General features: G+C 63.1%; 17 protein-coding genes. 13 read left to right on the top strand and 4 right to left on the bottom strand.

The genetic code is table 11. The annotated features are described in order from the left end of the window. Positions 1–4 precede the first annotated feature (4 nt). Complete coding sequence (locus AADW23_RS11700; RefSeq protein WP_341861121.1) at positions 5–940, top strand: nucleoside hydrolase; 936 nt, start codon at positions 5–7, stop codon at positions 938–940. Positions 941–1,036: 96 nt separating this feature from the next. Beyond that, positions 1,037–2,476: a protein adenylyltransferase SelO family protein gene (locus AADW23_RS11695; RefSeq protein ID WP_341861120.1), complete on the top strand. Its 1,440-nt coding sequence runs from the start codon at positions 1,037–1,039 to the stop codon at positions 2,474–2,476. Between the two features lie 91 nt (positions 2,477–2,567). Here AADW23_RS11695 and AADW23_RS11690 read toward each other — a convergent pair whose 3' ends face one another. Further along, positions 2,568–3,461: a DMT family transporter gene (locus AADW23_RS11690; protein ID WP_341861119.1), complete on the bottom strand. Its 894-nt coding sequence runs from the start codon at positions 3,459–3,461 to the stop codon at positions 2,568–2,570. A gap of 167 nt (positions 3,462–3,628) precedes the next feature. On the opposite strand from AADW23_RS11690, the gene AADW23_RS11685 reads away from it, so the two are divergent. From AADW23_RS11685 to AADW23_RS11665, 5 genes are all read left to right on the top strand, one after another. Next, on the top strand, positions 3,629–4,537 hold the full coding sequence (locus tag AADW23_RS11685) for a tellurite resistance TerB family protein (protein WP_341861118.1): 909 nt from the start codon (positions 3,629–3,631) through the stop codon (positions 4,535–4,537). 104 nt (positions 4,538–4,641) lie between these two features. Continuing rightward, positions 4,642–5,055 carry a Fur family transcriptional regulator gene (locus AADW23_RS11680; protein WP_341861117.1) on the top strand — a complete coding sequence of 138 codons (414 nt, stop codon included), beginning with the start codon at positions 4,642–4,644 and terminating at the stop codon, positions 5,053–5,055. A gap of 268 nt (positions 5,056–5,323) precedes the next feature. Next, positions 5,324–6,184 (top strand): DMT family transporter, encoded by an 861-nt coding sequence (locus AADW23_RS11675; RefSeq protein ID WP_341861116.1) that lies wholly within the window; start codon positions 5,324–5,326, stop codon positions 6,182–6,184. Between the two features lie 84 nt (positions 6,185–6,268). Continuing rightward, on the top strand, positions 6,269–7,546 hold the full coding sequence (eno, locus tag AADW23_RS11670; protein ID WP_341861115.1) for a phosphopyruvate hydratase: 1,278 nt from the start codon (positions 6,269–6,271) through the stop codon (positions 7,544–7,546). Between the two features lie 99 nt (positions 7,547–7,645). Beyond that, positions 7,646–8,980 (top strand): ATP-binding protein, encoded by a 1,335-nt coding sequence (locus tag AADW23_RS11665; protein ID WP_341861114.1) that lies wholly within the window; start codon positions 7,646–7,648, stop codon positions 8,978–8,980. A gap of 18 nt (positions 8,981–8,998) precedes the next feature. On the opposite strand, the gene AADW23_RS11660 is transcribed toward AADW23_RS11665, so the two are convergent. Next, complete coding sequence (locus AADW23_RS11660; protein WP_341861113.1) at positions 8,999–10,144, bottom strand: anhydro-N-acetylmuramic acid kinase; 1,146 nt, start codon at positions 10,142–10,144, stop codon at positions 8,999–9,001. Between the two features lie 61 nt (positions 10,145–10,205). On the opposite strand from AADW23_RS11660, the gene tyrS reads away from it, so the two are divergent. Beyond that, positions 10,206–11,453 (top strand): tyrosine--tRNA ligase, encoded by a 1,248-nt coding sequence (tyrS, locus tag AADW23_RS11655; protein WP_341864323.1) that lies wholly within the window; start codon positions 10,206–10,208, stop codon positions 11,451–11,453. A gap of 80 nt (positions 11,454–11,533) precedes the next feature. Beyond that, positions 11,534–12,460, top strand: a complete 927-nt coding sequence (locus AADW23_RS11650; protein WP_341861112.1) for a GNAT family N-acetyltransferase — start codon at positions 11,534–11,536, stop codon at positions 12,458–12,460. Positions 12,461–12,500: 40 nt separating this feature from the next. On the opposite strand, the gene AADW23_RS11645 is transcribed toward AADW23_RS11650, so the two are convergent. Together AADW23_RS11645 and AADW23_RS11640 are read right to left on the bottom strand one after the other, a co-directional pair. Continuing rightward, entirely contained in the window at positions 12,501–13,223 is a 723-nt protein-coding gene (locus AADW23_RS11645) for a GNAT family N-acyltransferase (protein WP_341861111.1), read from the bottom strand. Positions 13,224–13,339: 116 nt separating this feature from the next. After that, entirely contained in the window at positions 13,340–13,810 is a 471-nt protein-coding gene (locus tag AADW23_RS11640) for an outer membrane protein assembly factor BamE (protein ID WP_341861110.1), read from the bottom strand. A 215-nt stretch (positions 13,811–14,025) separates the two neighbouring features. Here AADW23_RS11640 and AADW23_RS11635 point away from each other — a divergent pair, with 215 nt between their 5' ends. The 4 genes from AADW23_RS11635 (at position 14,026) to AADW23_RS11620 (ending at position 17,121) form a co-directional block, all read left to right on the top strand. Beyond that, the gene (locus tag AADW23_RS11635) at positions 14,026–14,577 is read left to right on the top strand and encodes a YceD family protein (protein ID WP_341861109.1); all 552 of its coding nucleotides are present in this window, start codon (positions 14,026–14,028) and stop codon (positions 14,575–14,577) included. 233 nt (positions 14,578–14,810) lie between these two features. Further along, on the top strand, positions 14,811–15,014 hold the full coding sequence (rpmF, locus tag AADW23_RS11630) for a 50S ribosomal protein L32 (RefSeq protein WP_341861108.1): 204 nt from the start codon (positions 14,811–14,813) through the stop codon (positions 15,012–15,014). A gap of 32 nt (positions 15,015–15,046) precedes the next feature. Next, the gene (gene plsX, locus AADW23_RS11625) at positions 15,047–16,144 is read left to right on the top strand and encodes a phosphate acyltransferase PlsX (protein WP_341861107.1); all 1,098 of its coding nucleotides are present in this window, start codon (positions 15,047–15,049) and stop codon (positions 16,142–16,144) included. After that, positions 16,141–17,121 (top strand): beta-ketoacyl-ACP synthase III, encoded by a 981-nt coding sequence (locus tag AADW23_RS11620; RefSeq protein ID WP_341861106.1) that lies wholly within the window; start codon positions 16,141–16,143, stop codon positions 17,119–17,121. The genes plsX and AADW23_RS11620 overlap by 4 nt, the downstream gene beginning before the upstream one ends. Positions 17,122–17,215 lie beyond the last annotated feature (94 nt).

Raw genomic sequence — 17,215 nt, 5'->3', positions numbered from 1 at the left:
CCCCATGGCACGTAAAATCATCATCGACACCGACCCCGGCCAAGACGACGCGGTCGCCATCTTGTTGGCGCTGGCCTCCCCGGAGGTCGAGGTTCTGGGCCTCACGGCCGTGGCGGGCAACGTACCGCTGGAATTGACCGCCAAGAACACAAGGATCGTGTGCGAATTGGCGGGCCGCCCGGATGTGCCCGTGTTTGCAGGATGCGACCGCCCGATGAAGCAGCCTCTGGTGACGGCGGAACATGTCCACGGGAAGACGGGCCTTGATGGGCCAGTGATGCCCGATCCCACCATGCCGCTGCGCGATCAGCACGGGGTGGATTTCATCATCGATACCCTGCGCGCGGAACCTGCGGACAGCGTCACGCTTTGCCCCTTGGGCCCGCTGACCAACATTGCCACCGCGTTTGAACGAGCCCCCGATATCGTTGAAAAGGTGCAGGAAATCGTACTGATGGGCGGCGCGTATTTTGAGGTGGGCAACATCACCCCCGCTGCCGAATTCAACATCTACGTGGACCCGGAAGCGGCGCAGATCGTCTTCGGCTCGGGCCGCCCGATTACCGTGATGCCGCTGGACGTGACCCACAAGGCGCTGACCACCGCGCCACGGGTGCAGGCGTTTCGGGACATGAACACCAAGCCCGGCACCATGGTCGCTGAATGGACCGACTTCTTTGAGAGGTTCGACAAAGAGAAATACGGCAGCGCCGGTGCACCGCTCCATGATCCCTGCGTGATCGCCTATCTGATCCGACCCGAGCTATTTTCGGGGCGTCACGTCAACGTCGAGATCGAAGTCCAATCCCCCCTGACCCGCGGCATGACCGTCGCCGATTGGTGGGGCGTCACGGACCGAGACAAGAACGCGATGTTCATGGGAGATATCGACGCCGATGGCTTTTTTGATTTGCTGACCCAGCGGATCGGCCGTCTGTAGGGGCGCGCGCCGCCAAGGCACAGGGACCCCAGCACCCATTGGACCTGTGCCCCAAAGCCCTTACATGGGGTGTCTCACCATGAAAGCCCCACCGTTATGACCGCCTTTCCCTTCGACAATTCCTATGCCGCCCTGCCCGATCGTTTTTTCACCCGTCAGGCCCCCACCCCGGTCGCCGATCCGGGGCTGATTGCCGTGAACCAGCCTTTGGCAGACCGTCTTGGCATTGATCTTGACGGCTCCGACGCCGACCTCGCGCAGATCTTTGCCGGAAATGTGGTGCCGAAGGGCGCAGAGCCCTTGGCGCAGGTCTATGGGGGCCACCAATTCGGCGGTTGGTCGCCGCAATTGGGCGACGGGCGCGCGGTGCTATTGGGAGAGGTCGTAGCCCCCGATGGGGCGCGGTTTGACGTGCAGTTGAAGGGCTCGGGCCCCACGCCCTATTCGCGGCGTGGCGATGGGCGCGCGTGGCTTGGTCCGGTGATCCGAGAGTATCTCGTGTCCGAGGCGATGGCCGCCCTTGGCATCCCCACCACCCGCGCCTTGGCCGCGGTGACAACCGGCGAAACAATCCTGCGCGAAGGCCCGATGCCCGGCGCGGTGCTGACCCGTGTGGCGGCCTCTCATATCCGGGTGGGAACGTTCCAGTATTTCGCCGCCCGCCAGGACACCGAGGCGTTGCAAGCGTTGCTGGATCACACCCTCGCCCGCCATTACCCCGATGCGGAAGGTCCCCTTGGGTTGCTGAACGCCGTGTTGCAGGCGCACGCCGAATTGGTCGCGAGTTGGATGGGCGTAGGCTTTATTCACGGGGTGATGAACACCGACAACATGACGCTATCGGGCGAAACCATCGACTACGGCCCTTGCGCCTTCGTGGATACCTATGAGGCGGGCAAGGTGTTTTCCTCGATCGACCAGTTTGGCCGCTATGCCTACGCGCAACAGCCGCAAATTGCGGCGTGGAACCTGGCGCAATTGGCCACGGCGTTGCTGCCGCTGATGCCCGACAGAGACGCTGCAATTGAAGCCTTTACCGAGGCCGTCAACGGCTTTGCCGCCCGGTTCGATGCCGCATGGCATAACGTGTTACGGGCGAAACTGGGGTTAAGCGGCCAAGGCGATGACGATGCCGCCCTGGCGTTCGATCTGCTGCAACGGATGGAGCAAGGGGGAGGCGATTTCACCCAGACGTTCCGTGCCTTGTCCGGCCCGGAGCCTGAAAGAGCCGCCGAGGCATGGGCTGCCCCCGCCCCCTTCGGGGCGTGGTTGGAAAGCTGGAAGGCTCGACTGGCGCAGGATGGCGTGTCAGAGGCCGAAAGGATTGCACGGATGCAGGCGGTGAACCCGGCGTTGATCCCGCGCAATCACCGGGTGGAGGAGGCGATTGACGCCGCTGTGGCCGGAGACTTTGGACCGTTCCAGCGGTTGCAGGCCGCGTTGGCGGAGCCATTCAGAGATCGGACGGAGATTGTAGATTTGCAGGCCGCGCCTGCGCCCTCGGAGGCTGTGTTACGCACGTTTTGCGGAACCTGAGCGCGGGGGGTAAGGGAGGCGGTGTTGAGGGGCCAGCCCCTCAAACTCCCCGCGATATTTTTGAAAAGATGAAGGGGCGACAGTGGTGGGTTCAGCCCCGGCGCGCAGGGCGGTTGATGAGGATCAGGCCCAAGCAGACCAGAACGAGCGCGGCCAACAGGCTCAGGCCCACAGGCTCATCCAGCAAGAGCCAACCAAGCGCCACACCAAAGACTGGCGACAGGAAAGAAAACGCTGCGACTGAGCCGGCGGGATAGATGGTTAGGAGCCAGAGCCAGAACAGGAAGCCGGCAGAGACAATGATGAGGATTTGCGCCCCAAGACCGATCCAGTGGATCAGTTCCGGTTCGCGCAGGAACGGGCCGAAGAAAAAGGCAGCGAGCAAGAGCACGGGGGCGGAGACGGAGAGTTGCCAGAGCAATTGCATCTCGGGGCGGACGTCCTTGAGGGAGGTCGCGCGGGCGCAAAGGGCGATTGCGGCCCATGTGATGGCCCCCAGCAGAGCGAGGAAGTCGCCGAGCAAGGACGCCTCTGCGCCAGCGTCATTGCGCAGGGTAAGGGCGATGACGACGCCCACAAAGGCGATGAAGAGACCGGTGGATTTCAGCGGCGTGAGACGCTCGCCGGGGATCAGGAAATGCGCGCCGAACGCCAGCCACATGGGCATCGTGTAGAAGATCACCGACGTGCGGATGACGCTGGTGAGGTCAAGGGCCCAGAACAGGCAAATGAACTCTGCCGCGAAGACGACACCGATCAGCAGTCCCGCAGGAATTGTGCCGGGTTTGATCGCCACGGACAGCCCGCGATATTTCATCCAAGCGAAGATGACCAAGGCACCCCCGAGGGAGCGAAGGCCTGCGAAGAACACCGGCTGGAGCCCCTCGTTCACCTGTTTGATCATCACCTGATTGAACGCGAGCAGCAGCGCAAAGCCAGTGAGGGAGATCGCCCCAAAGGCGTCGATCTGTGGTTTGCGGTCCATGAAATGCGTCCTTTTACAAGCCATACGGCAGTGCCGGGGGAAGTGGAGAGTGTCAAGAAAGGACGGAGGGTTCTTTTTGAGCTGCAAGAGGATGGCGCAGTTCAGGCTTTGCCGTTTGGGGCTGCTCTGCCAGGGTGACATGGCGTATTTCAGGAAAGGAATTGGATATGAGCCTGTTGAGGACCTTAGCAACTGTTGCTGTCGGTGTGGCGGCGGCAAGGGGGGCACGCAGCCTGGCAAACCGGGGCAGCCGTCGCGAGGAAGCGCGCGATCGAGGTGGATTGCTCGACAGCTTGAGGGGGCACGACAACAGCGGCGGCGGGCTTGGCGCATTGTTAGGTGGAGGTGGGGCGGCAAGCGGCGGCGGGCTTGGCGGTTTGTTGGAGGAATTTGGCGGCTCCGGCGCGTTGGGCGGGTTGGGCGGTATACTTGGCGGCGGCGCCGCGGGGGGCGCTTTGGGCGGGCTGCTCGGGGGCGGCAACCGGGGGGGCGCTGCGGGCTTTGGGCGGCGGTTGAACCAGTCGTTGTTGAGCGGCGGTGAGCCGGACGACGCCCCCACTGAAGATGAAGAGGCCATGGCCGCCCTGATGATCCGGGCGATGATCATGGCCGCCAAATCCGACGGGCGCATCGACGGGGACGAGCGCGCGATGCTGACCGACCGCCTTGGCGATCTGAGCGCGCAGGAGCGGCGCTTTGTGGAGGACGCGTTGGACGCGAGGATCGACGTGCAGGATTTTGCCCGGGATGTGCCGGATCATCCGGGCCTGAAGGCGCAGATTTTCGCGGCGGCGATGTCGGCCATTGATGTGGATAGCCCCCGAGAGCGGGAATTTGCAGAGGACCTCGCGGCGGCGTTGGGGTTGGAAGAAAAGGCCAGAGGCCATGTCCAGCGGCGCATGTCTGGCAGCTACGGCCAGCAGCCCGACGACCCGTGGCAGAAGCGGGATGTGGATCGTGCCTATTCGCAGCCTATTCAGGCACCAGGCGGCGCCGGAGGACCGGTGCGCGGCACCAAAGGCATGCAAGGCAACGCTGGGATGGGCGATGGAACGGGACGGCCGTACCGAAAGTAGGCACAAACCTGCCCGTGCGGGCTTTATCCGCGCGGGCAAATCACCTAGACCCCGCGCAGAAATGCCCCATTCCGTGACACGTGTTTCCCGCGCGAGGACCTGCCATGACCGACACAATCGAGGATCGTTGCGCCGCAAAGGGCCTGCGTATGACCGAGCAGCGCCGGGTGATTGCGCGTGTGTTGCAGCGCTCGGACGACCACCCGGATGTGGAGGAACTTTACGGGCGGGCGGTGGCGGTGGACCCCAAGATCTCGATTGCGACGGTGTATCGGACGGTGAAGCTGTTTGAGGAGGCAGGTATCCTCGACAAGTTGGAATTCGGTGATGGGCGCGCCCGCTATGAAGATGCGGAGCGGGATCATCATGACCATCTGATCGACATGAACTCGGGCGAAGTGATCGAGTTTCTGGACCCAGAGATTGAAGCGTTGCAGGAACGGATTGCTCAAAAGCTCGGGTATCGGCTCAAGGGGCATCGGTTGGAGCTATATGGGGTTCCGATCAAGAAGGGTTGAGCGGGAGGCGTCGCGGTGCTCAAGTTTGAGCAGCCCCATATGTCTTTGTTTTCTCTACCTTTATGAATTTTGTTAACCTTTAGGGGGCGGGCACCGCGTCCGCGCCGGGGCCCGTCTTCGGCATGGCGGCGGCTTGTGCCCCATGGGCGACGGCGGCGCCCGTGGCGGCGTTGGGATTGAGTTGTATTTGCCAAGGTGAAGGGGGCGCGTTTGCGCTGTTATCCGGGCGGGGGACGGCGTATGGCGGGGCAGGCAAAGGGGAGCGGGCATGGATAACCTGAAAGGTATGGGCTGGATGACCTTGGCGATGTTGGGGTTCGCCTTGGGGGATACCTTCGTCAAGCTGACCCTTGGCGCGTTACCTGTGGGCCAGGTCATTGCCGTTTTCGGGTTTGGCGGTGCGCTGGTTTTTGGGGCTTGGGCTGTCTTGAAGGGGGAAAAGTTCTTCGACCGGAACTTGTTTACCTTGCCTTTCGTGTTGCGGTTGGTGTCTGAAGTTGTGGGGACGACAAGTTTCATCATCGCATTGGCCTCGATCGAGTTGTCACTGCTGTCGGCCATCATTCAGGCCAACCCCTTGTTGGTGACCCTTGGCGCGGCCGTATTTCTTGGGGCCACTGTTGGCTGGCGGCGCTGGGTGGCGATCCTGATCGGCTTGGTGGGCGTGTTGATCATCGTGCGCCCCGGCCTGGCCGGGTTCGACGTCAACAGCCTATGGGCCTTGGGCGCGGCGATTGGGTTGACGGGTCGGGATCTGACCACACGGGCGATCTCGCGCGATGTCTCGACCTTGCTATTGGCGGCATGGGGGTTTGTGGCGGCCGGTGTTTCGGGCGTGATCTTGTTGTTGGTGACTGGCGGCGCCACCCTGCCCGATGGGCTTTTGACGCTGCAACTGACCGGGGCATTGATCTTTACATTGGTGGCCTATTACTCGGTGACCGCCGCCATGCGGGTCGGCGATATCCCCATTGTGACGCCATTTCGCTACACGCGGCTGGTCTTTGCCCTGATCCTTGCCTTCTTCGTCTTTGGGGAACGGCCTGACATGTGGACGCTGATCGGGGCGGCGATTGTGATTGCAACCGGCCTTTACACCCTTTGGCGCGAGAGGGTCGCGGCGGCTTGAATGCGGCATGTTACCGCTAACAGGACGCTTCGCCCCGGCAGATTCCTCTGCTATAGCGCCCGTAACGTCACTTAGGAGAGACCCATGAGCGTTATTATCGACATCCATGCCCGCGAGATCCTCGACAGCCGGGGCAACCCGACGGTGGAGGTGGATGTGACGTTGGAAGACGGCACTCTGGGTCGTGCGGCGGTGCCCTCGGGTGCGTCCACGGGCGCTTATGAGGCAGTGGAAAAGCGCGACGGCGACAAGAGCCGCTACAAGGGCAAGGGTGTGCTGGCCGCCGTGGAAGCGGTGAACGGAGAGATTGCCGATACGCTGGTGGGCTTTGACGCAACCGAGCAGGTCGCGATTGACCAGACGATGTGCGAGTTGGACGGGACCGACAACAAGGGCCGCTTGGGCGCGAATGCCATTCTGGGCGTGTCGCTGGCCACCGCGAAGGCGGCCGCCGATTTCACCGCGCAGCCGTTGTATCGCTACGTGGGCGGCACCATGGCGCATGTGTTGCCGGTGCCGATGATGAACATCATCAACGGGGGCGAGCACGCGGACAACCCCATCGACATTCAGGAATTCATGATCATGCCGGTGGCCGCGACCTCGATTGCCGAGGCCGTGCGCATGGGCTCGGAAGTGTTCCACACGCTGAAGGGCGAGTTGAGTGCAGCGGGGCTGAGCACCGGGATCGGCGATGAGGGCGGCTTTGCGCCGAACCTGTCGAGCACGCGGGATGCGTTGGATTTTGTGCTGAAGTCCATCGAGAAGGCCGGGTACAAGCCCGGAGACGACATGGTGCTGGCGCTGGATTGCGCGGCGACGGAGTATTACCGCGACGGCAAGTATGAGCTGGCGGGTGAGGGCAAGAGCCTGACGTCCGAGGAGAATGTGGATTATCTGGCCGCGCTGGTGGCGGATTATCCGATCTTCTCCATCGAGGATGGCATGGGCGAGGACGACTGGGACGGTTGGATCGCCCTGACCGAGGCGCTTGGCGACAAGGTGCAGTTGGTGGGCGACGACCTGTTCGTGACCAATCCTGCCCGGTTGAGCGACGGGATTGCGCGCAAGGCCGCAAACTCGCTGCTGGTGAAGGTGAACCAGATCGGCACGTTGACCGAGACGCTGGCCGCCGTGAACATGGCGCATCGGGCGCGCTTCACCTCGGTCATGTCGCACCGCTCGGGCGAGACCGAGGACGCGACCATTGCCGACCTCGCCGTGGCGACAAACTGCGGGCAGATCAAGACCGGGTCGCTGGCGCGGTCTGACCGGCTGGCGAAGTACAACCAGCTGATCCGGATCGAAGAGCAGTTGGAAGAGACAGCCGTTTTTGCAGGCCGTTCGATCCTGCGCGGATAAGCGGCTAAGTCAGGCGAAAACCTGACAAAAACACATGCTGACAGACAGCACTATCCAAGGGTATGGTATTTTTGACCCACCCCTGGATAGGTAATTCCCATGACGCAGGCGACAACGTTCCAGCCTGAACTCAGCATTTCGCCATCGGCCACGGACCTGGATGCGCTTTGGCAGGCGCAGTTCGGCTCCCGCACCGAGGTGTGGTTTCGCTGTATCTGTATTGCGACCGCCGGGCTGTTGATTTGGGCCTACGAGGGCGCAATCGTCGGGCCGGTCTGGTCGGTGACCTATCTGCTGGGGCTTTGGTCACACTTCCGCCTGCTGCGCCCCAGAGCCGATGGCCGGCCCCGGAACCGGTTCCTATGCATCGCCAACTTTGTTTTCCTGACCTGCGTGTATCTGGCGATGCCGGTTTACCTGATGCTAAGTGGTGACCCTTTCCTGTCCTTCTGCGCCGCCTTGGCGGTCTTCGCCTTTGCGGTGTTCACCCTGTTCCGATCCGAGCCGCCGGGCTACGTGGTTGTCTTGGAGGTGACTTTGATCGGGGGCTTGGTGGTGACGGCGGCGCTTGTGTTCATGCCCATCGGCGCGACTTCGATGGAGCACGCTTTGATTGCCGCCATGTGCATCGTGTTGGGCGTCTATTACCTCATGGCCGACCTGGCGAACCGCAAGAATCGCAAGGAGCTTCGCCTGGCGCTGCATCGCAATCTTGAGGCCCAGAAGATGGAGGCCATTGGGCGACTGTCCGGCGGCGTGGCCCATGACTTCAATAACATCCTGGCCGTCGTGCAAGGCAGTCTGGAATTGTACTACGAGGTTTTGGAGACCACCGAAAAAGACGAACTTGTCGCGGACGCAAGTGCCGCCACGGCGCGCGCCTCGGCCCTGGTGGCGCAGCTTTTGACCTTCGCGCGCCGTGCACCGCTGGAGGCCCGCCCCCACGACGCCGCGGCGCTTGTGAAAGACCTCTGCACCTTGGCCGGGCGCGTTTTGCCCTCCGGTATCGTGTTGGAACATCAGGTGCCGCAGGATCAGGTCTTCGTGCTGGCCGATGCCACAAGGTTGCACGCCGCGCTATTGAACCTGATCCTGAACGCCAGCGACGCGATGGACGGCCATGGCCGCGTCTGCGTGGAGGTGAAATTGGCCGACGGGCCCGCCGACGCGGCGGGAACCTTGGCCGCAGAAGACATCCAAAACGCGCATCTTTGCTTTCAGGTCGCAGATAACGGCCCCGGCATGCCCCCCGAGGTCGCGCGCCGCGCGGTTGAGCCGTTTTTCACCACAAAAACGGTGGGCAAAGGCTCGGGCCTGGGCCTGTCGATGACCATGGGTTTTGCCGAACAATCGGGCGGCGCGATGCGGATCAAGACCAGCGCGGCGGGCACGATGGTTATGCTGCATCTGCCCGTGTCGACCTCTGGACCCTAGGCCCCGACAACGCCGCCGCTAGGCCAGAGCGGCCCCTGCGGGACGCGACCGCCGACCGCCGCCCACGGGCGCTGCAACGCCCGTGGTTGAAGGGGCAGAGGTCGGCAGCCCCCGCGCCACGCGCACCGCCAGATAGGCGAAGGCCTGCGCCTCCAGCGCGTCCCCGTCCAGCCCCACATCCTCCACCGCGAGAACTTCTGCGGCTGTGGCCTCGGCCAGCATCGCCATGAGCGTCAGGTTCAGCCGACCGCCGCCGGTGACCAACACCTGTTTCGGGCACGTGGGGAGGTGCGGCACCGCGCGCCCGACGGCTCCGGCTGATACCGCCGTCAGCGTCGCCACCGCGTCTGCGTCGCTCAGATGTGCCACCGCTGCCCCCACCTGTGCGAAGGCATCACGGTCCAAAGACTTGGGCGGAGCGACATCGAACCAGGGATTTTGCAGCGCCGTTTCCAGAACATCCATATCAATCTGCCCCTGTGCCGCGAGCGCCCCCCCTGCATCAAAGCTGCCAAGGCCGCGCAGCGCCATCAGGTCATCAATCGGCGCATTTGCAGGCCCGGTATCAAATGCCACGCAAGCCCCCGGCATCTCGGGCGCGGCGACAGTGGGATCGACCCAAGTGGTGTTGCCCACGCCGCCCAGATTGAGAAACGCCACCGGCCCCTTGGCCCCGATCCAGCGGGCGCAGGCCCAATGGTAAAACGGCGCAAGCGGCGCGCCCTGCCCGCCCATGCCCATGTCGGCGCTGCGAAAATCCCAGATCACCTCGACCCCGAGGGCCGTCGCAAGACGGGCCCCGTCGCCCACCTGATGGGTCCGCCCCCCCACCGGGTCATGTGCCAAAGTCTGGCCATGAAAGCCCAACATCTCGACCGGCGGCAAATCCACCATGGCGGCGATATGAGCGGCCTCGGTCACCCGCGCCGCCGCATCGGCCCGCGCCTCGCCTGGCCATGCGCCCATGGCGGCGCGCAACACGGCGCGGTCGGCGTCGGAATAGGCCGTGGACCGGACCTCTCCGAAATCCGCGATCTCAATGCCATCGGTGCGTAAAACCGCCACATCCACCCCGTCAAATGACGTGCCCGACATGGCCCCCGCCGCCCAAACAGGCGCGTATTGGGCACCATGATGCCCGGCCCTCTTTTCCTTACCCATCATTCCCGCTAGACCTCATCCGCGCCGCATCCCGGCCATGCGTTTACTCTGGACCTATCCCACCATGACCTACCAGCCCAAATCCGAATTCCTGCACACCATTGTCGAGCGCGGCTTTCTGGCCGATTGCACCGATTTGCAGAGCCTTGACGAAGCGCTATTGGAAGGGCCGCTGACCGCCTATATCGGTTATGATGCCACGGCGAAATCGCTGCATGTGGGGCATTTGCTGAACGTGATGTTGCTGCGCTGGTGGCAAAAGACAGGCAACCGCCCGCTGACCTTGATGGGCGGCGGCACCACCAAGGTGGGCGACCCCAGCTTCCGCGCCGATGAGCGCCCGCTTCTGGGGCCAGAACAGATCGACGCCAATATCGAGGGCATGGGCCGCGTGTTTGCCCGCTACCTGGATTACAGCGACGGCAAGGCGATGATGCTCAACAACGCGGAATGGCTGGACGAGCTGAACTACCTCGACTTCCTGCGCGACATCGGGCGGCACTTCAGCGTGAACCGAATGCTGAGCTTTGAATCGGTAAAGTCGCGGCTGGATCGGGAGCAATCGCTCAGCTTCCTCGAATTCAACTACATGATCCTGCAAGCCTATGATTTCCTTGAGCTTAGCCGCCGCCATGACTGCCTGTTGCAGATGGGGGGCAGCGACCAATGGGGCAATATCGTTAACGGTATCGACCTGACGCGGCGGGTCATCGACAAAGAGATCTTCGGCCTGACGACGCCGCTTTTGACGACGTCAGACGGGCGCAAGATGGGCAAGTCCCAGGGCGGCGCGATCTGGCTGAATGGTGACATGCTGAGCCCCTACGAGTTCTGGCAATTCTGGCGCAACACGACCGATGCCGACGTGGGCCGTTTCCTGAAGCTCTACACCGAATTGCCGGTGGCTGAATGCGACCGTCTGGGGGCCCTTGAAGGGTCCGAGATCAACGCCGCGAAGGTGATCCTTGCCAATGAGGTCACGACCCTGTTGCACGGCGCCGAGGCCGCGCAGGCGGCTGAGGCGACCTCGAGGGAGGTGTTTGAGAAGGGCGGCACCGGCGACGATCTGCCAACGCTGACGCTGAGCGCGGCTGATCTGGGCGACGGCATGTCCATCGCACAGCTGATCACCCGCTCGGGCCTTGCGAAGTCCGGCAAGGACGCCAAACGCCTGATCGCCGAAGGCGGCGCGCGGATGAATGACGCCGCCGTGACCGATGCGGGCTTGATGATTGCGGCCAGCGATTTGGCGGAGCCGATAAAGCTGAGCGCGGGCAAAAAGCGCCACGCCTTGGTGGTGTTGCAGGGGTAAGCCGCGTACCACGGGATGCGGGGCGGAAAAATGGGCGGCGTTAACCACTAATTTAGGGAATCACCGCCAATGTTCCCCCTATGTTCGACGCACAGCCAGAGACCCCGCTTTCCGCTTCGCCCCCCAGTAGGGGCGAATTTGTCCCCTTGCAGCAAAGCCCGATATGGCTCGCGGCCACGCGGCTGTTGGGCAGCGATGCGGGGATGGTGGATCTGGGCGATTGTCGCACGCTGGTCCTGCGGCGGAGGCTGCGGTTTGTGGGGGATATGGCCCTGCTATCGCGGGCGAATTTGCAGATTTCACCGGCCGAAGCGGCCAAGTTGCGCGACCGGGTGAAAGCCAAGCATCTTGTTGTGAATGCCGAAACAGCCCAGGACGCCCGCGCCCTGTCTGCCGCTGGATTCCACCGCATTTTTGCCCCTCGGGTGATTGCCAACCTGCCGCTTGATCCCTCGGCCGACGTGATGGCGGCGCGGCTTAACCAGAAGTGGCGAAACAGGTTGCGCCACGGGCAATCTCAAGGCCTTGTCATTCGCCGTCGCCCGATGGCGCCGGACAAGAATTTCTGGCTGTTCAAGGCAGAGGCGGTGCAGTCGCTGCGCAAGTGGTATCAACCCCTCGCGCCAGAAATGGTCGCCGCAATGGCCGCGTGCAAACCCGGCGCGGCGCAGGTGTTTACGGCCTACCACATGGGCCGCCGCGTCGCCGCGATGCTGTTTCTGCGCCACGGCGCTGCTGCCACCTATCAAATCGGGTGGAGCAACGCCGACGGGCGGAAGATGTCCGCAGGCCCCGCGCTGATGTGGCGGGCGATGGTTGAATTGCAAGCCATGGGGACGGAACAGATTGATCTGGGCGCCGCCGACAAAAGCCTGGCCCCCGGTCTGGCGCATTTCAAACGCGGCACGGGGGCAGAGTTGCGCGAACTGGGCGGGACCTGGCTCGATACCGCTTGGACCCGGCGCAAACCCCGCGCCCGGCCCACGCCCGCCCTCATGGCACGTTAGGCCGCCAGCATGGCAGGCCAGGTGGCCAGTACCCGGCGCCCTACCCCGCCAAGTTGCGCAGCAAACGCGCCCGCGCCGGCGGCACCGCGCTGATCTCTAACCCCGTGAACACATGAAGCGTATCCATATGCCGATCGATCACCGCATGGTCGCTGACCCAGCCCCCCATCAGAAGATAGGTGCGCAGAAGCGGCGGCATGGCAGCTTGCGCGGCCCGAAGATCCGGCTTGCGCCGCAACCGAGAGGCGAACTTGAAGACCGAGGGCGCTTTCACCCGGGGCAGCCACCGCTTTGGGGCCAAGTGCCTGTCTCGCAACAGGGCAAAGGCATCGTAATAATCCCGCGCTTGGGTGCCATGAAAAGAGGAACAGCCAAACAACATCTCCACCCCTTGGGCATCGACATAGGCGGTCATGGCCCCCCAGGCGACGCGCAGGATATCGGGATCAAGACGATCGGGGTCGATGCAAAACCGCCCCATCTCCACCATCGGGCCGGTGAAATTGGCCAAGGCGGAGAGCTCGTAGAACTGAGCCGAATAGCTGCGCTCGATCTCGGCGCCGCTGTCCAGATGCAGAAGCCGGAAACAACACACCACCGCCCCGTCACGAAGGTCTTCAACCAACACATGGGCGCAGGTCGCATCGTATGGGTCCACGCAATCGCCCCGGAACGCCCGCGCGCGCAATGCCCGGGCGGCGGCATGATCGGCGTCACCGTCCGCCATACGCGCGGCATAGCGCCCGTTGCGAAATGTCTGCATCGGCTCGCTCCTGAACCCAACATCACGAGAGACCGCGCAGGGCCCGCCCGCGAACTGCCGTCAAGCGGCGCTCGTTTTCACGATGATGTGCAGAGCCGCGTCCCGGCGCAAGGGGGTTAACCGCCGATGTCGCCCAGATTGATTCTGCCGAAGTTCGACAAGATCGACCGCAGGAACGAGACATCGCGCACCGAGCTTTCGGTCACGCGGCGCGACAGCTGCACCAGCTGGCCGTCTTCCAGGCCGAAACGCTCGATATTGGTGACCCGGCCCGCATCGCTGAAGGAGATCGCCACGATGTCGCGCTCGATCACTTCGGGGGCATTATAGGTGAAATTGCGCACGCGGTATTGGGTGTAGAACCAAGCCTCATCGCGCATCACGCCGCCGGTGCCGGGGGAACCGGCGATCTCGGCCACCTGCTCTCGCGAGGTGCCAATGCCGATTTCCGACAGCACGTCGGGCGGCGGCACATAGCCGTGGTTGGTAAACGTGGCCGAACACGCGGCCAAACCGCCTGCAAGGGCCAAGCCAAAGCCAGCGCGTCTGATCGCGGGGCCGAAGGCGGAGAAGAAAGACTGACGCATCACGAATGGCCCTGCCTGAACATGCTCTGTGGCCCCATGGGGGGCTCTCGTTGGGCCCAGATTGCTCGCGGCAAACTGGACGGAGACACCGTACACGACTTGCGAACGCACACGAAGCTGAATATCGGCTTAACGCAGGGGCGCGCTTGGGGCAAGCAAAGCCCCCCTCACCTTCTGTTAACGCCCCAAGAAATATGAAGCCGGAGGCCCTTATCATGTCCGAAGTTCTGGCCCTCGCGCGGTTGGGCCGCGCCAGCGACACGACATTCACATTGGAACCCGACGCCGAGGCGCGCAAGCGCATCGCCGACGATCTGTCCCTTCTTGGGTTGCGAAAACTGCGTCTGACAGGCACCGCAACGCCCGTTGGCAAAAACGATTGGCACCTGAAAGCCACCCTGGGCGCGACCGCCGTGCAGGAATGCGTTGTCACGCTGGAACCGGTCACCACCCGCATCGACACTGAAGTGGTGCGCAACTACGTCGCCGACATGCCCGTGCCCACCGAGGAAGATTTCGAGATCCCCGAAGACGACACGGTCGAGCCTTTGCCCCAAAGAGTCGTCCTTAAAGACCTGTTGGTCGAGGCGTTGGCCCTTGCTTTGCCTGATTATCCCCGTGCCGAAGGCGTCGAATTGGGAGAGGCGCTATTCGCCGCCCCCGGCGTGGAACCCATGACCGATCAGGACGCCAAGCCCCTTGCGGGCCTCGCGGCGCTCCGCGATAAGCTGGAGAAGGGTGAAAACGACCCTGAAAAAGAAGACTAAATGCAGGTCACCCATTGCTCTGAGCGGCATTGGGGAATAGGGCTTGCATGGCTGCGGAATCAGAGTATGTTCCCGGCCTCATTCGCACCCCGGTTTTGATGCCGCCTGGGCCTTGCCGCGAACCATCGCGCAAGACTTGGATCCGGCACCGAAGATATCGGAACGCGAGCCGATTTTAGATAGAGACGCAAGGCCCACCATGGGCGGCGCGGTCCCAAACCCGAGGTTGTGACATGGCTGTCCCCAAGAGTAAGATCACGCGCTCCAAGCGCGGAATGCGTCGCGCACATGATGCGTTGGTCGCGGCAAACCCTAACGAATGCCCTTCCTGCGGCGAGTTGAAGCGCCCGCATCACGTTTGCCCATCGTGCGGCGTGTACAACGAGCGTGACGTTGTCGTTCAAGACGAAGTCGATCTCGACGAAGACGCGGCCTGAACGGTCGCCTGACCTAGGGCGGGCCGGATGATATGAGCGATGGTGCAGCGTTAACGGAAGGTGCGGTGGGTCACACCGTTTTATCCATTGACGCAATGGGGGGTGATCTAGGCCCCGGCGCTGTCGTTTCCGGCCTGTCCCAAGCTGCCGCTCAGAGCCCGCAATTGCGCTTCATTGTGCACGGCGACGGGCCCGAGCTAGAGCGCCTGATCGCCAAAAAGCGCGGTTTATCCGACATCTGCGAGATCCGGCACGCCAAAGGCGTGGTCACCATGGACGCAAAGCCGTCCCATGTGATGCGCAATGGCAAAGACACCTCCATGTGGTCGACGATTGAAGCGGTGCGCGCGGGCGAAGCCTCGGTCGCGGTGTCGTGCGGCAACACGGGCGCATTGATGGCGATTTCAATGATCCGGCTGCGCAAGCTGGAAGGTGTGAACCGCCCCGCGATTGCATGCCTCTGGCCCTCGCGCAATCCTTCTGGGTTCAATGTGATGCTGGATGTGGGCGCCGATATTCGCGCCGATGCCGAGGATTTGCTGCAATATGCGCTGATGGGCGCCAGCTATGCCCGCAACGGGTTGGACCTTGTGCGCCCCCGCATTGGCCTGCTGAATGTGGGCACCGAGGAACATAAGGGCCGGGCCGAATTGAAGGTCGCAGCCGAGCTGATTGACCGCGTCGCCCCGGCGGCGGATTTCGAATTTGTGGGATTCGTGGAGGGAGGCGACCTGCCGTCCGACCGGGTCGATGTCATCGTGACCGACGGTTTCACCGGCAACGTCGCCCTGAAAACCGGCGAAGGCACCGCCCGCCTGATCCGAGAGCTTTTGACAGAAGCGTTCAAGAAAACGCCGTTCTCACGCGTCGCCGCGCTGCTGGCCTACACGTCCCTGCGCCGCCTGGTGAAGCGAATCGACCCCCGCCGGGTGAACGGCGGCGTGTTTCTGGGCTTGAACGGCACTGTGGTGAAATCCCACGGCTCGGCCGATCCAACCGGCGTCGCGGCTGCGATTTTGCTGGCCGCGCAGCTTTCCGCCACCGGTTTCCACAAACGTCTGGCCGCGCGCATCGCCCAATCCGAGGCCGCAGCCACCCAAGCCATCCAACAAGAGGGGTCCTCCGAATGACAATCCGCGCGGTTCCCGTTGGCATTGGCCACTACCTGCCTGAACGCGTTGTCCCCAATACCGAATTTGAGGCGATGGAAGGCTTGGAAACCACGGACGCGTGGATCAAATCCCGCTCGGGGATTGAGCGGCGTCATTTCGCGGCCGAAGGAGAGACGACCAGCCAGATGGCCGTCGCCGCCGCCCAGAACGCCCTGCGCCACGCGGGGCTGGAGGCCGATGACATCGACGCAATCGTTGTGGCCACCTCGACCCCTGACCTCACCTTTCCGTCCGTCGCCACCATGGTGCAGGCGGGTCTGGGAATGTCGGGGGGATTCGCCTTCGATGTGCAGGCCGTTTGCGCCGGATTTGTCTACGCCTTGGCAAATGCCAACGCGCTGGTGGTCTCGGGGCAAGCCAAGCGCGTTATGGTGATCGGCGCCGAAACCTTCAGCCGAATCATGGATTGGACGGACCGCACCACCTGCGTTCTGTTTGGCGACGGCGCGGGCGCACTGATCTTGGAGGCCCGCGAAAAAGCCGGCACTTCCGACGATCAAGGCGTGCTCGCCACGGACTTGAATTCCGATGGTTCCTACCGCGATCTGCTCTATGTGGATGGCGGCGTGTCCAGCACCGGCACCACTGGCGTTCTGAAGATGCAGGGCAAGGAAGTTTTCCGCCACGCCGTTGAAAAGCTTACGAAAACCGCCGGATCAGCGTTGGAAAAAGCAGGCGTTGGCTTGGAAGACGTGGATTGGGTTGTGCCCCATCAGGCCAACATTCGCATCATCTCGGGCACCATGAAGAAGTTCGGCCTGCCGATGGAGCAATGCATCGTCACGGTGCAAGACCACGGCAACACCTCGGCCGCGTCGATCCCGCTGGCGATGTCCGTGGGCGTCCATGACGGGCGCATCAAGCCTGGCGATCTGCTGGTGACCGAGGCCATCGGCGGCGGCCTTGCCTGGGGGTCCGTCGTGCTCCGCTGGTAGGCGCTCAAGTGCCGGTGAAACGACGCCGCGCAACACACTGGATTGACTAAATAAACCGCATAATTCATCCTGCCCTCCAAACAGGGGGACGGAA

Source organism: Gymnodinialimonas sp. 57CJ19, assembly GCF_038396845.1.
Taxonomy (GTDB): domain Bacteria; phylum Pseudomonadota; class Alphaproteobacteria; order Rhodobacterales; family Rhodobacteraceae; genus Gymnodinialimonas.
This window is presented reverse-complemented; position numbering and strand designations above follow the sequence as displayed.

What these genes read in the sequence shown, in the direction of transcription:
- AADW23_RS11700 (WP_341861121.1), top strand. Translation starts at nt 5, where the DNA reads ATGGCACGTAAAATCATCATCGACACCGACCCCGGCCAAGACGACGCG.
- AADW23_RS11695 (WP_341861120.1), top strand. Translation starts at nt 1,037, where the DNA reads ATGACCGCCTTTCCCTTCGACAATTCCTATGCCGCCCTGCCCGATCGT.
- AADW23_RS11690 (WP_341861119.1), bottom strand. Translation starts at nt 3,461, where the DNA reads ATGGACCGCAAACCACAGATCGACGCCTTTGGGGCGATCTCCCTCACT.
- AADW23_RS11685 (WP_341861118.1), top strand. Translation starts at nt 3,629, where the DNA reads ATGAGCCTGTTGAGGACCTTAGCAACTGTTGCTGTCGGTGTGGCGGCG.
- AADW23_RS11680 (WP_341861117.1), top strand. Translation starts at nt 4,642, where the DNA reads ATGACCGACACAATCGAGGATCGTTGCGCCGCAAAGGGCCTGCGTATG.
- AADW23_RS11675 (WP_341861116.1), top strand. Translation starts at nt 5,324, where the DNA reads ATGGATAACCTGAAAGGTATGGGCTGGATGACCTTGGCGATGTTGGGG.
- eno (WP_341861115.1), top strand. Translation starts at nt 6,269, where the DNA reads ATGAGCGTTATTATCGACATCCATGCCCGCGAGATCCTCGACAGCCGG.
- AADW23_RS11665 (WP_341861114.1), top strand. Translation starts at nt 7,646, where the DNA reads ATGACGCAGGCGACAACGTTCCAGCCTGAACTCAGCATTTCGCCATCG.
- AADW23_RS11660 (WP_341861113.1), bottom strand. Translation starts at nt 10,144, where the DNA reads ATGATGGGTAAGGAAAAGAGGGCCGGGCATCATGGTGCCCAATACGCG.
- tyrS (WP_341864323.1), top strand. Translation starts at nt 10,206, where the DNA reads ATGACCTACCAGCCCAAATCCGAATTCCTGCACACCATTGTCGAGCGC.
- AADW23_RS11650 (WP_341861112.1), top strand. Translation starts at nt 11,534, where the DNA reads ATGTTCGACGCACAGCCAGAGACCCCGCTTTCCGCTTCGCCCCCCAGT.
- AADW23_RS11645 (WP_341861111.1), bottom strand. Translation starts at nt 13,223, where the DNA reads ATGCAGACATTTCGCAACGGGCGCTATGCCGCGCGTATGGCGGACGGT.
- AADW23_RS11640 (WP_341861110.1), bottom strand. Translation starts at nt 13,810, where the DNA reads ATGCGTCAGTCTTTCTTCTCCGCCTTCGGCCCCGCGATCAGACGCGCT.
- AADW23_RS11635 (WP_341861109.1), top strand. Translation starts at nt 14,026, where the DNA reads ATGTCCGAAGTTCTGGCCCTCGCGCGGTTGGGCCGCGCCAGCGACACG.
- rpmF (WP_341861108.1), top strand. Translation starts at nt 14,811, where the DNA reads ATGGCTGTCCCCAAGAGTAAGATCACGCGCTCCAAGCGCGGAATGCGT.
- plsX (WP_341861107.1), top strand. Translation starts at nt 15,047, where the DNA reads ATGAGCGATGGTGCAGCGTTAACGGAAGGTGCGGTGGGTCACACCGTT.
- AADW23_RS11620 (WP_341861106.1), top strand. Translation starts at nt 16,141, where the DNA reads ATGACAATCCGCGCGGTTCCCGTTGGCATTGGCCACTACCTGCCTGAA.